At 46.9% G+C, this 12,451-nt stretch carries 11 protein-coding genes, 1 tRNA gene and 2 rRNA genes; 11 read left to right on the top strand and 3 right to left on the bottom strand.

What is annotated here, in order from left to right; all coding sequences use genetic code 11:
* Positions 1 to 146 precede the first annotated feature (146 nt).
* The 11 genes from PPRES148_RS06870 to PPRES148_RS06840 all read left to right on the top strand — a co-directional run bounded on the left by PPRES148_RS06870 (position 147) and on the right by PPRES148_RS06840 (position 9,045).
* Positions 147 to 222 (top strand) — tRNA-Ala (locus PPRES148_RS06870).
* 59 nt (positions 223 to 281) lie between these two features.
* Positions 282 to 3,228 (top strand): 23S ribosomal RNA (locus PPRES148_RS06865).
* Positions 3,229 to 3,290: 62 nt separating this feature from the next.
* Positions 3,291 to 3,407, top strand: a 5S ribosomal RNA gene (gene rrf, locus PPRES148_RS06860).
* A gap of 369 nt (positions 3,408 to 3,776) precedes the next feature.
* Positions 3,777 to 4,037 carry a hypothetical protein gene (locus PPRES148_RS11580; protein WP_223127991.1) on the top strand — a complete coding sequence of 87 codons (261 nt, stop codon included), beginning with the start codon at positions 3,777 to 3,779 and terminating at the stop codon, positions 4,035 to 4,037.
* Entirely contained in the window at positions 4,021 to 4,617 is a 597-nt protein-coding gene (locus PPRES148_RS06850; protein WP_149453807.1) for a hypothetical protein, read from the top strand. Before PPRES148_RS11580 ends, PPRES148_RS06850 begins: the two co-directional genes overlap by 17 nt.
* Before the next feature lie 569 nt (positions 4,618 to 5,186).
* Positions 5,187 to 5,939, top strand: a complete 753-nt coding sequence (locus PPRES148_RS06845; RefSeq protein WP_149453806.1) for a hypothetical protein — start codon at positions 5,187 to 5,189, stop codon at positions 5,937 to 5,939.
* A gap of 113 nt (positions 5,940 to 6,052) precedes the next feature.
* Positions 6,053 to 6,184 carry a hypothetical protein gene (locus tag PPRES148_RS12945; protein ID WP_281289940.1) on the top strand — a complete coding sequence of 44 codons (132 nt, stop codon included), beginning with the start codon at positions 6,053 to 6,055 and terminating at the stop codon, positions 6,182 to 6,184.
* Between the two features lie 367 nt (positions 6,185 to 6,551).
* Positions 6,552 to 6,725, top strand: a complete 174-nt coding sequence (locus PPRES148_RS11575) for a hypothetical protein (protein ID WP_187820525.1) — start codon at positions 6,552 to 6,554, stop codon at positions 6,723 to 6,725.
* Between the two features lie 752 nt (positions 6,726 to 7,477).
* On the top strand, positions 7,478 to 7,654 hold the full coding sequence (locus PPRES148_RS11570; RefSeq protein WP_187820775.1) for a hypothetical protein: 177 nt from the start codon (positions 7,478 to 7,480) through the stop codon (positions 7,652 to 7,654).
* Positions 7,655 to 7,833: 179 nt separating this feature from the next.
* Positions 7,834 to 7,962, top strand: a complete 129-nt coding sequence (locus tag PPRES148_RS12940; protein WP_281289939.1) for a hypothetical protein — start codon at positions 7,834 to 7,836, stop codon at positions 7,960 to 7,962.
* A gap of 183 nt (positions 7,963 to 8,145) precedes the next feature.
* Positions 8,146 to 9,045, top strand: coding sequence for a hypothetical protein (locus tag PPRES148_RS06840; RefSeq protein WP_149453805.1), 900 nt, complete (start codon positions 8,146 to 8,148; stop codon positions 9,043 to 9,045).
* Positions 9,046 to 9,383: 338 nt separating this feature from the next.
* Here the strand turns inward: PPRES148_RS06840 and PPRES148_RS06835 are convergent, their stop codons facing one another.
* From PPRES148_RS06835 to PPRES148_RS06825, 3 genes are all read right to left on the bottom strand, one after another.
* Positions 9,384 to 9,569, bottom strand: a complete 186-nt coding sequence (locus tag PPRES148_RS06835; RefSeq protein ID WP_149453804.1) for a hypothetical protein — start codon at positions 9,567 to 9,569, stop codon at positions 9,384 to 9,386.
* 91 nt (positions 9,570 to 9,660) lie between these two features.
* On the bottom strand, positions 9,661 to 11,847 hold the full coding sequence (locus PPRES148_RS06830; protein ID WP_149453803.1) for a transposase: 2,187 nt from the start codon (positions 11,845 to 11,847) through the stop codon (positions 9,661 to 9,663).
* A 66-nt stretch (positions 11,848 to 11,913) separates the two neighbouring features.
* Positions 11,914 to 12,375, bottom strand: a complete 462-nt coding sequence (locus PPRES148_RS06825; RefSeq protein WP_149453802.1) for a hypothetical protein — start codon at positions 12,373 to 12,375, stop codon at positions 11,914 to 11,916.
* Positions 12,376 to 12,451 lie beyond the last annotated feature (76 nt).

Raw genomic sequence — 12,451 nt, 5'->3', positions numbered from 1 at the left:
GGAGTTTTATCAGGCACTCTGCGCACAGATGTGATTCACTCTTCGGTTGTGAAGGAATACCCTAGCGGGGGGTGGGGAGTATTTTCCTGTTCCCCCTTTGGTAGACTTCAATGTGGTATTTTTAGTGTCGTATTTATGTAGTATATGGGGCCATAGCTCAGCTGGGAGAGCGCCTGCCTTGCACGCAGGAGGTCAGCGGTTCGATCCCGCTTGGCTCCACCATGCGTACCTTGCCAACTACATTATGGATGAAAGAGCGTAGAGCTGTTCTCGTTTGGTTGGGTCAAACGAAGAAGGGCACACGGTGGAGGCCTAGGAGCCAAGTGCCGATGAAGGACGGGGCAAGCGCCGATATGCCACGGGGAGCTGCAGGCAAGCTGGGATCCGTGGATTTCCGAATGGGGAAACCCGCCTGTGTGGAGCACAGGTATCCGCAGGCTGAAGTGAGTAGGCCCGCGGAGGGTAATCAGGGGAAGTGAAACATCTCAGTACCCTGAAGAAGAGAAAACAAAAAGTGATTTCCTGAGTAGAGGCGATCGAAAGGGAAGTAGCCCAAACCGGCGGCTTTGCCGTTCGGGGTTGTAGGACGTATCCATGAGGCGTTTGGAATTCTGTAGGCGAAGTGATCTGGGATGGTCTGCCAGAGACGGTGAGAGCCCGGTAGCCGAAACGGAATAGGAAATGCTGGGGTACGGTCCTGAGTACGGCGGGACACGAGGAACCCCGTCGGAATCTGGGAGGACCACCTTCCAAGGCTAAATACACTTGGCTACCGATAGTGAAGAGTACCGTGAGGGAAAGGTGAAAAGCACCCCGGAACGGGGAGTGAAAGAGTACCTGAAACCGTGTGCTTGACAGTCGGTCGGAGCTTGGGGTTGTAATGCCCGCGAGTGACGGCGTGCTTTTTGAAGAAAGAGCCGGCGAGTGTAAGTGATGTGCGAGGTTAAGGTCTTATGGGGACCGGAGCCGAAGCGAAAGCGAGTCTACCAGGGCGCGAGTACGTCGTTTACGACCCGAAGCCGGGTGAGCTACCCATGTCCAGGATGAAGTGGCGGTAAGACGCCATGGAGGTCCGAACCCAAGGGTGTTGCAAAACCCTGGGATGAGGTGTGGGTAGGGGTGAAAAGCCTATCGAACCCGGTGATAGCTGGTTCTCCCCGAAATGGCTTTAGGGTCAGCCTGTAACGATAGCTGGCTAGGAGGTAGGGCTCTGGATGTGCAAGGGGCCCTCGCGGGTTACCGAGTGCAACTAAACTGCGAATGCCTAGGCAGAAAGTTATGGAGTGAGACCATGTGCTCTAAGGTTCATGGTCGAGAGGGAAACAGCCCGGACCATCAGCTAAGGTCCCAAAGTGATCGCTAAGTGGGAAAGGAAGTAGGTCCGCAAAGACAGCCAGGATGTTGGCTTAGAAGCAGCCACCATGGAAGGAGTGCGTAATAGCTCACTGGTCGAGTGGGCCTGCGCCGAAAATGTAGCGGGGCTAAGCGATCCACCGAAGCTATGGATAGTGCCATGGGTACTATGGTAGGGGAGCGTCCTGTGTGCAGAGAATCGGAACCGGAAGGTTTCGTGGAGTGCACAGGAGTGAGAATGCTGGCATGAGTAGCAAAAGAGGGGTTCAAAATCCCTTCCACCGAAAGCCTAAGGGTTCCTGGGGAAGGTTTAGCCACCCAGGGTTAGTCGGGGCCTAAGCCGAGGCGTAAAGCGTAGGCGATGGATAACAGGTGTATAATATTCCTGTACCGGCCACACGCGTTTGTACGAAGAGGGGACGCAGGTGGGATTGTGTCGCATTCTGTTGGAGATAGAGTGTGGAATCGGCGAGCTAGTGCGGGTAGGGAAATCCGCTCGCACGTTGGATGTGAGCCGTGATCCCAACTAGGGGGAGGTTCCCTAGGAGGGCGCATTGTCGTACTGCCAAGAAAAGCCTCTAGGAGTGTGTGGGCGCCCGTACCGTAAACCGACACAGGTGGGCGAGGAGAGAATCCACAGGTGAACGAGATAACGCTCGTTAAGGAACTCGGCAACTTAGCCCCGTAACTTCGGGAGAAGGGGTGCTCCCGTCCCCCTCACAGGGGAGGGGAGCCGCAGTGAAGAGGCCCAGGCGACTGTTTACCAAAAACACAGGTCTCTGCAAAGCCGAAAGGCGAAGTATAGGGGCTGACGCCTGCCCGGTGCTGGAAGGTTAAGGGGAAAGGTTGGCGCCTTGAACCGAAGCCCCAGTAAACGGCGGCCGTAACCGTAACGGTCCTAAGGTAGCGAAATTCCTTGTCGGGTAAATTCCGACCCGCACGAATGGCGTAACGATCTGGGCGGTGTCTCAACGAGCGACTCGGTGAAATTGCAATGTCTGTGAAGATGCAGACGACCCGCGGCTAGACGGAAAGACCCCGTGGATCTTTACTGCAGCTTGGTATCGAGCCGGTGGCGTACATGTACAGGATAGGTGGGAGTCTGTGAAGTCTGGGCGCCAGCCTGGATGGAGACAACGGTGGGATACCACCCTTGTGCGTCGCTGGTTCTCACTGATGTTCCGTGACGGGACACAGGAATGTGCCTGGTGGGCAGTTTGACTGGGGCGGTCGCCTCCCAAAAGGTAACGGAGGCGTTCGAAGGTTCCCTCGGCGCGGTTGGAAATCGTGCGTGAGAGTGCAAAGGCAGAAGGGAGCCTGACTGCGAGACGTACATGTCGAGCAGGGACGAAAGTCGGACTTAGTGATCCGGTGGTACCGCGTGGGCGGGCCATCGCGCAACGGATAAAAGTTACCCCGGGGATAACAGGCTAATTCCCCCCGAGAGTCCACATCGGCGGGGGAGTTTGGCACCTCGATGTCGGCTCATCGCATCCTGGGGCTGAAGGAGGTCCCAAGGGTTGGGCTGTTCGCCCATTAAAGCGATACGCGAGCTGGGTTCAGAACGTCGTGAGACAGTTCGGTCCCTATCTGCCGCGGGCGTAGGAGGCTTGAAGGGGTCTGTCCCTAGTACGAGAGGACCGGGATGGGTATGCCGCTGGTGTATCTGTTGCTCCGCCAGGGGCACAGCAGAATAGCTAAGCATAAAGGGAGAAGCGCTGAAGGCATCTAAGCGCGAAGCCCGCCCTAAGATGAGGCCTCCCGCCGCAGAAAAGCGGGTAAGACACCTTGTAGAATACGAGGTCGATCGGTCCGGTGTGGAAGCATCGCGAGGTGTGGAGCAGACGGATACGAATCAGTCGAGGGTTTGACCTAGTAATAGAAAATAGTCTTTGCGCTTTGTATAAAATCCATAATGTAGGATGGCAGGGTACGAGCTTGGTGACGATGGCGGAGGGGAACCACCTGTTTCCATTCCGAACACAGTCGTTAAGCCCTCCAGCGCCGATGGTACTTGGGGTGCAGACCCCTGGGAGAGTAGGACGTTGCCAAGCAGTGTTTTTACATAAGGGGGGCAATCGCGCCCCTGTCCATTGGTTTGACAGTAAGGTGAAATGGGGCGAATTACAGCCCCTTTTTTGCTTTTCTGTCCCCGGTGTTGCAAACTTATATAGGGTGTACAAGCCAATTTTATCCTGTTTCTTGTTTGATCCTGGTTGTGTTTGCCGTTTCCAAGTATAGAGGTTAGGTCAGAGATCCTTTTGTGTTTTTATGGTTTTAACTTACTCTTATTTTTCAGTATATTTAAATTTTTCTAGATATAATTGGCGGTTGAAATTTTTCCTTGGCATGCGATGTAGGATCGTATGTATGTTTAGGATATAGGATCCTAACTTATAATGATGTTTGGGGGTTGAGTTTTCATGAAGAAAGGAACTTCTTTGCTTAAAGTTTCTTTGTTGGTTGTTGCTATTTCTCCGTGCTTCGGGAACTTTGGTAGGGCTGCTGAGTTGGATTACAGCTATACTCGGGTACTCTGGGCAGGGCCAGTTCATGAGCTATCTTTTGGTATAGGGGTAAGGGAAGTAATTCGTATGCCAGGTCGTAATATTGGAGTACAGGGGCGAATCTTTCACGGTTACCGTGAGGGATGCGATTGCGGACCATATGAGGAATCCCCTTGAAAATGATGCGGTATTAAAGAGAAAGTTGGATTATATGGGGGTGGAAGTAGGGGCCTGGCCTTCCGGTCCATATAGCCCAAGCCTGTATGAACTGGTTCCGACGGAAGATGCTACAGAGGAAATAAGGGAAATTTTAGGGGATTCTTTTTTGTCTAACCATTTTATGAAGCATGCTATTGTGGATAAGCAGAGCGAGGAGGAGATAGGTTTTCTACTCTCTTCCGTGGATGGTTCATCCCCCTCAAAGGCTGTTTTTGTTAAAGATGAGGATGATGGAAGCAATCTTTACGTGTTGTCCCCTTCCGATAACCGTGTTTATCGGGGAAAGGAACTTTTGCGTTCTAAGAGGGAAGTCAACGCCTGTGGCGCCGGTTTTGCGATCGTGTCCGGTGTGGGAGCTGAATTCTTATGTAGCTTGAATCCCGTGACTAGGACAGTTAATACGGTGGTAAAGAAATTGGCAAAATCTAATAAGATGTTAAGAAAATATACTTGTGGTGGTGCAGCAGGTGCGGCTGCTTATTTTATTGGTGAATGGTCGTGTGACAAAGTAAACGCATGGTTACGCCGCTTTTCTTAATAAGTATGGGGTACCAATGGTGTTTTGGTGCGAATGATGATAAGTGGGCGCAGGGTTGAAAGTCCCCAGGATTTCTGAGGGCGTGGGATCAAAGGTTCTCAACAGAGCTTCTAAATCTCCGGAAACCTATCCGATCAAATTTTTAAATTGAATATACCCATTTACTAATAAAAGTTTTTATTTTGTTCATTTATTAGTAAATAGAAAACATAAGAACTAGAGTAAGCACGTTTGGGTGACCGATCAGTATTATCTACAACTTTTGATCCTACGTCGTTATAATAGAATCCGAAATAGCTTGGAAATTGACGAGGGGAGTAAAGAATAAGAAATAATTTTATATATATAAATTAATATAACAAAAATTAATTCAAAAAAATAGCTATAGAAGTGGGACTTGATATCCTCCTTGAGAGGGGGTTTATTTAAGGTTTATGGAAAATCAGATGAAAAGATCTGGGGTCAGAAGCCCAAAATGGGTAGTTATTTGTTCATTTATAGTTATGGGATTATTATTTCAAATATTCATGATGTTTCCCATTCATTTATATAGTTGGTTTTCTGGTGGAATGACATTACATGTGTTGCTTTTATCCATTTCTTGGTTTTATCTTTCTATAAAATCAACAATTATGCCCCTTCAAAAAGGGCAAAAATATCGATGGCATGATCTTTATAATCAACTCCTACGGATGCAGATCTATAGGCAAGAATGCCGTCGTTTGTATCAAATGCAGGGATTTTCAAAATGGCGATGGTATTCTCTTCTTTGTGCAGGTCCTTTATGGATGCTCTTGTTTGTATTGATATTTATGCGTATGAACATACAAGAAAGATCCTTTTGGGTATTGGTAGTGGGAATAGTGGGTTGGGGTGTGTTTCTCCGATTGCAAATAAGGCGGGAATGTTGGTGGTGTCTTCAAGCGGGTTCTATTGACTTGGGTTTTATCAATGCGAGGATATTGCAGTCTTTGATATTATATACCATCGCTTTGTATGTTTTTCATACTTATGGGAATGGTATGCCTGGAGGAGCGCAGGCGGTATCTATGATTTTCCTTGTCTATTTTTATACATCTATTTCTGTTTTTTCTAAATGGTTGCATCTTTGTTTGGGACAACGTAGAACACCACAAAAAATGACTTTCTGGGGTTTGTTATGGGAGGAAAATTCATACGGTAGTTTTGGTGATCCGCCTCCCGGTTCTTCTCCTTCCTCCTCCGTTTCTTCAAAAGGTGGATTTGATTTATTTGATTTTTTATCTATATTCATAGTAACTATTTTATATGCATCTTTAGTATATTATTATTATTACAAGTAAGTATTGCCTATATTATAGTTTTATTATTACCATGTATTTTTATCTAATTGAATTGAGTGATGATTCGATGATTTGTATCCCTAAAGTATCATTAAGTTGGCCCAGCATTTCAGTTGAGCCTACCGCCGAACGTAACACTCTTGGTTGCGTCTGATCGCATACGTGTGTCAAGAAGTCGTTCAAGAGATGAAGGTTGCTCGGCCCTTCGTAACCGGCTGATAGGTAGCAGGTTACAAACTGCCTAGTGCTGCTGGGGTAAAGTGCCCTGGTTGTGAGCGATCTAGGAAAAGGCAGGGCATGACCCTATCAGGTGGGAATCGGGGAGATCAGCGAAAGCGAACCGTTCGAAGACGCATCGAAAAGGCTAGTTCATGTCAAAACCGATGTGGGGTCCTAACGTCGGGATGAACCGTGGGGGATGACCTATCTACTGCCCTGGTGGCATGCGGTGTATAGGCGGGATGTGTGTCAAGAAGTCGTTCAAGAGATGAAGGATGCTCGGCCCTTCGTAACCGGCTGATAGGTAGCAGGTTACAAACCGCCTAGTGCTGCTGGTGTGGAAACACCCCGGTGGTGAGCGATCTGGGAAAAGGCAGGGCATGACCCTGTCAGGTGGGAATCGGGGAGATCAGCGAAAGCGAACCAGCCGAAGACGCATCGAAAGGTATAGTCCATGTCAAAACCGATGTGGGTCCCGAACGTCGGGATGAACCGTGGGGGATGACCTATCTACTGCCCCGGTGGCATGCGGTGTTCAGGCGGGATGAACCCGATGTAGGCTCTTGATCGGAACTTGAGAGATCGTCGTACGGCGTCTGGCTGTCGCCAGATGTATAAAGACCGAGGACAAACCGAGGTCCCGTGCACGAAGTCGGATCAGCTCATAGTAGTGAGGAAGCTTCTGTAATGGAAGTGGAGCGAAGGGGCTGACTCATCCTGCGGAGGACAGTTAGAAGAGAACTTTAGCGGGAGATCCGCTGGAGGAGATCAAACGACAACTTTAGTGGAGATCCACTATAGGAGGTCACTGGAACCTCGGAGCAACATCCCCATAATCGAAGTAGGACCTAAAGGGTCTGAAGATTGGGATGGGATGAGAAGAGCCGGATGATGGGAGAGTATCATGTCCGGATCTGTGAGGGACTCGGCTGAAATGCCAGGTCTACTCGACGAACCCGATTTAGGCTCTTGATCGGAACTTGAGAGATCGTCGTACGGCGTCTGGCTCCCGCCAGATGGAAAGACCGAGGACAACTGAGGTTCCGTGCACGAAGTCGGATCAGCTCATAGTAGTGAGGAAGCTTCTGTAATGGAAGTGGAGCGAAGGGGCTGACTCATCCTGCGGAGGACAGTTAGATGAGAACTTTAGCGGGAGATCCGCTGGAGGAGATCAAACGACAACTTTAGTGGAAATCCACTGGAGGAGATCACTGGAACTTCGGAGCAACATCCCCATAATCGAAGTAGGACCCAAAGGGTCTGAAGATTGGGATGGGATGGGAAGAGCTGGATGATGCGAGAGTATCACGTCCAGTTCTGTGAGGGACTCGGCTGAAATGCCGGGTCTACTCGACAAACAAGGGCAACGACAGTACGGAGGGCCCACAACCTCCTCCCCAGAGAGGAAGGAGGGAGAAGGGATAAAGGAAGGCCATGCAACAGCGGCCATTCTGGAGCCCCTCACGGTGGGGAAGCCAGGCGCCATTATACAGTAGTGTGGCACAATGGATCAGGCCAACACAAACACAACAGCAATGAGTTGGGTAAGGAGGAAGAGGTCCGAAAAAGGGCCCCCGCGAGGCCCTGACATCAAATTTGGGATGCAACCTAGTTGGTATAGGGATTCCCGGGGGTTATGAATCCATTGCCCTGAAATTTGTGAAAACTATGCGAAGTGGTCTACGTAATCGTACTGCCGATTCTGGCGGCGGCTCACCCATCGGGATTTGAAAATTGGTGGGGGGTAGCACTAATGTTCCCACGTATTACGACGGATGAAGCCCGTCGTTATCCTGACGACTGAGCTATTTGGTTCTTCCTTGTTTTCGTTAGTGTTAGAGATGAATCGGAAATGGACGCGTGAGGGATGAGGAATGAGAACGAATTTCCTATTCAGTAGATTGATAGAAATGTGGAGAGATGTTTTCCCAATGGTTTTAAAGGTAGGACTATGAATTCTCTCTAGAGGAGGGTTAATTTAAAGGTAATGGGAAATCATATGAAAAGACCTGGGATCAGAAACTCAAAATGGGTAGTTTTTTCTTCTTTTGTAATTGCAGGATTATTTTTTCAAATTCTCATGATGTTCCCCATTCATTTATATAGTTGGTTTTCTGCTGGAATGACATTCCATGTATTGTCTTTTTCTGTTCTTTATCTTTGTTTTTCAATAAGATCAACGATTATGCCTCTTCGGGAAGGGCAAACATATCGATGGCATGATCTCTATAACCAACTCCTGAGGATGCAAACTTATAGGCAAGAATGTCGTCGTTTGTATCAAATGCAGGGCTTCTCAAAATGGCGATGGTATTTTCTTTTTTGTGCTGGTCCTTTATGGATGCTCTTGTTTATATTGATATTTATGCGTGTGAACATACAAGAAGGATCCTTTTGGGTATTAGTAGTGGGAATGGCGGGTTGGTGTGGGCTTTTTCGATTACAAATAAGGCGGGAATGTCGGTGGTGTCTTCAAGCGGGTTCTATTGATTTGAGATTTGTCAATACGAGGATATTGCAAGTTTTGACTTTATATACCATAGCTTTATATGTTTTTCATACTTATGGGAACCGTGTTCCTGTTGGGGTACAAGCGATATCTATGATTCCTTTTGTCTTTTTCTATACATCTGTTTTTGTTTTGTGGATGCATCTTTGTTTGGGACAACGTAAAACATCACAAAAAATGACTTTTTGGGATTTATTGTTAAGGGAGGAACCATACGGAAGTTTTGGTGAATTGCTCCCTGTTCCCTCCTTCCCATCCCTATCTGTTTCTCAAAAAAGGTGGTCTGCTTTATTTCGTGTATTATTTATATCTATAGTAATAGTTTTATATATATCATTAATATATTACTATTATTATAAAGAAGGATGGTTAACTTAAATATAAATATTTTTTTCATTCTTTGATCTAGAAGTAATGCTTAATTCGGATAGTGCCTGGGGACCGTGCAATTTCTTGTGGGGAATGCCCTATCTATGAATCTAGTCTCATCTTTTGGTAAAGCAATTGAGTAACATAATAACATTTTGTTATGACACTGTTCCTGTTTTTGTATCCCAGGGGTATTTGGGTCTCCGCTGTTCATAGCGGGTGGATGAACAGAGGCTTTAGGGTATGAAATTATTGCATGAATCAGGCAGGCAGTATTATGGAGTAGCATATGAAGAACGGATGGTAGGCAAACAGATCGTTTGAGTTCACCGGGCTGCCCTATAACCCTAGTTGATAGGCTCTCCCCCCTTTTCATTATGGACAACAGCAGCTGCGACTAAGTACACACCAAATCTAAGGGGTATGGTACCTCGGGAAAAGTCGCGAAAGGAGAGAACCAACAACAGACCTGTCCTATACGTTCGAGCAGCATGCACAGTGTACAAGGGGGATGGGCCCAATGGGACGCTCACTGTGCAACATAGCACCTTAGTTTGGAATGCCGAAACAAACGGGATATCCCCCTCTCCCAACTACCCATGTAGTTCTATATGTAAAAAATGATTATGAGGCCCAGGATCTAACACGGGAATATCGAGGTTTGTACTCGGTTTGGGTGCGAGGACGGTTGGATAACACAATCACTAGATTTTTGTAATTTTTATCATTCTTAATCCCGAAATATCGGCGCATGATGGACTTGACGAAACAATTTCTACCCTCTGCAACGCCATTGGTCATTCTACAGAGGTGGTAATTGGCGATATAATCCTCGCCGGATTCTAAGCTTTTTGCCGCGTTTTGAATGCCCACACACCGGGATTGTAGTCCTGCTTCAATCAGGGCACGCAGGGCGTCCCGAGCCTCCTGGATCGTATGGAACTCATTGTCATACCAATGCCCCAGTGCAGTTACAAACCCATAAGCTTTCTCCAAATGGGACCAAGAGGAAGTATACTCAAAAACCCTTTTTATGAAGGCTCTCACCTGTGAATCCATGGTTTCCCAATAACGGTTCTTCAAGGCCCCGCGGATTGCCTGCTTTATTTTTAAAAAACAATTCTTTTTCTTGTTTTTAGGCATATTTTTGTATTCTGATATTAGGTTTTCATACATATCGATAATATATGATATGCATTCATCAACATCATCCCTAGATAGCTTAGATTGTTCATACTGTTTCCGAAAACGGGAGCGGGTTTTCTCTATTTTCTCGTATTGGAGTTTGAGGTCAGGAAAGTATTTGAGTAGCTCCTGCAGTGCCAGTTCATCCTGGGGTGTAAGTTGCTTATAAAGGCTTTTTTGAAGCAAATCCAGAAGCATTTGATCAACAGAATCAACGAATTTTTTATTTTTGAAAAAGCCCGTTACCATTGGATGCAGGGCATGATCCCTTATGTTCATAACAATATGGAATCTGTCATGGATGATCACCGCATCACAATAGTTTTTTTCTATGAAATTACGATAGGACCTAGCGCGATCAATAATAACGGCAGCTGGTTTCAGCTCAAGCAATTCCGGGTGGAACTCCTTGATATTCTTTTCGAGTTCTTCTTGACTTCTCCCCTTGATCACGGCCAATACAGTCTTATGAATTGGATCATGAAAGAGGGTTACATACTCATTTCCTTTACGTACGGCGGTATCATCGATGCAAACGATACCATATGTACACAGGGCACGGAGCCGTTTCAGTTCCTGAGGGGATAACACTACACCCCTTCCTTCTCCATCGTACATAATGGTATTTTTCTGACTTGGATCCATCAGCGGGAGTTCGTCCGAACAGCGGGAGTTCGTCCGAACAGCGGGAGTTCGTCCGAACAGCGGGAGTTCGTCCGAACTATCAATTTTATCAAGATCTGTTGATTTTACTATATTTTTGTTCCATGTCTCGATAATCCAATGCAAAATCTCCTGCATCTTTTCTGGACTGACCTCCCGGTTTTTGTATCTTTTCAAGGCCTCCGCTTCTAGCTCCTGTCCTTGTTTAGGAAGGGCCCCCTCAAATAACATACCATAAGCCGTCTTCTCTGGAATCCCATGATACCCTGCGGAAGCTTTTGCTGTCGAAACGCTTGCCATATCAGCAACTGATTTTTTACATGCCTTTGTGTACGTGTTCTTAGGTTCAATTATGGAATACACATGGGTAACGTCTTTCCCGCACAACGGGCACTCCCATCTCTGTGTACGCATAATCGATAAACAAACCCAGTCATTGATGATTCCGTGTTTTATAATTCGGGGTTTATCCTGAAAACCGGCTTTGTTTACCCAGTATCCCGTTTTTACCAAGCAACACCCGCAGGCAGCACATTTTGTTTCAGGTGAGGGTTGTTTTGCGCGAGATTCAAGTATGGTCAGCGACACCCTCTCCCCAACAGGTCCGTACTTTTCTGGGAGATGTGCTGCCACCAAGCCTACCACCTTTACTTCGGGTATCCCATGAGCGGGGGGTGAAAGGACGGGTTTTGGCATATTGTGATTGAACTCCCTTATTGCTACCGCATCCTTCAAATTTTTCACATGATCCGGATCTAGAAAAATAGATACAGTAGTCTTTTCCGTTTCTTCGATAGATTGATCCTTAGGCATAGTTATACCATCCAGTACGTCCTGATAACCCTCCGTTTTCAACCAGGCATAGGCGCTTGTCAAGGGCAGATTGTATTGACTGGGGATCCTTTGTATTTTTAGGACAACGACACGGACTGCTTCTGTACAAGGTATTCCCCATAGCTGCATGAGGGACAAGCTTTGTTTCAGATAGTCGATAAAGCCCTCCTCTGTCTTAGGAAGATACCCAAACTGTTATGGAATCCACATCCGGTCCATCAACCACAGGTAGTAGTTCCCAATGACACATCCTTGTGAAGGTTCTGCCTCCTCTAGAGCCTCCTTGAGTGTTCTGGCTATCCACTCAAAAATATCTATATCATTAAAGCCAAGGTTCCGTAACTTCCCAATCACCGCTTCAAGCAATATCTTTGTGGTTATAAAATCCTTGGCCCAATAGGTGGTTTGTAATTTATTTTTGTTAGCAGACAAAAATTGAATGCTCTCTACGACAGACTCGGGATCCAAATCCTTGTTGGGGTTCATGTTCAGAAGAACCTCGGAAAGGTCCCGAACCCTACTCTGGAAAATGCGTCCACAGTGTTTGGGTACGTCCGATAAACCGACTTCAACATAAGATATTACGCTGTCTATACTGCCAAGGGGATTTGTGATAGAGTGGGGGTAGGTCATTAGCTCTAACACCTGCTTTTCCATAGGAATTTGAGGGTTCTCTATGGAGCATTATAGCAGAAGAGGGGCTAATGACCTAATTTTTTTGTTGTTTTCTTAA

The organism is Pasteuria penetrans (assembly GCF_900538055.1).
GTDB classification, from domain to species: Bacteria; Bacillota; Bacilli; order Thermoactinomycetales; family Thermoactinomycetaceae; genus Pasteuria; species Pasteuria penetrans.
The sequence above is the reverse complement of the archived record's forward strand: the minus strand, read 5'-3'. Positions and strand labels throughout refer to the sequence as shown.

Coding starts and splice junctions, on each gene's coding strand:
- PPRES148_RS11580 (WP_223127991.1), top strand. CDS start 3,777: ATGAAGAAAGGAACTTCTTTGCTTAAAGTTTCTTTGTTGGTTGTTGCT.
- PPRES148_RS06850 (WP_149453807.1), top strand. CDS start 4,021: ATGAGGAATCCCCTTGAAAATGATGCGGTATTAAAGAGAAAGTTGGAT.
- PPRES148_RS06845 (WP_149453806.1), top strand. CDS start 5,187: ATGACATTACATGTGTTGCTTTTATCCATTTCTTGGTTTTATCTTTCT.
- PPRES148_RS06840 (WP_149453805.1), top strand. CDS start 8,146: ATGGGAAATCATATGAAAAGACCTGGGATCAGAAACTCAAAATGGGTA.
- PPRES148_RS06830 (WP_149453803.1), bottom strand. CDS start 11,847: ATGCAGCTATGGGGAATACCTTGTACAGAAGCAGTCCGTGTCGTTGTC.
- PPRES148_RS06825 (WP_149453802.1), bottom strand. CDS start 12,375: ATGGAAAAGCAGGTGTTAGAGCTAATGACCTACCCCCACTCTATCACA.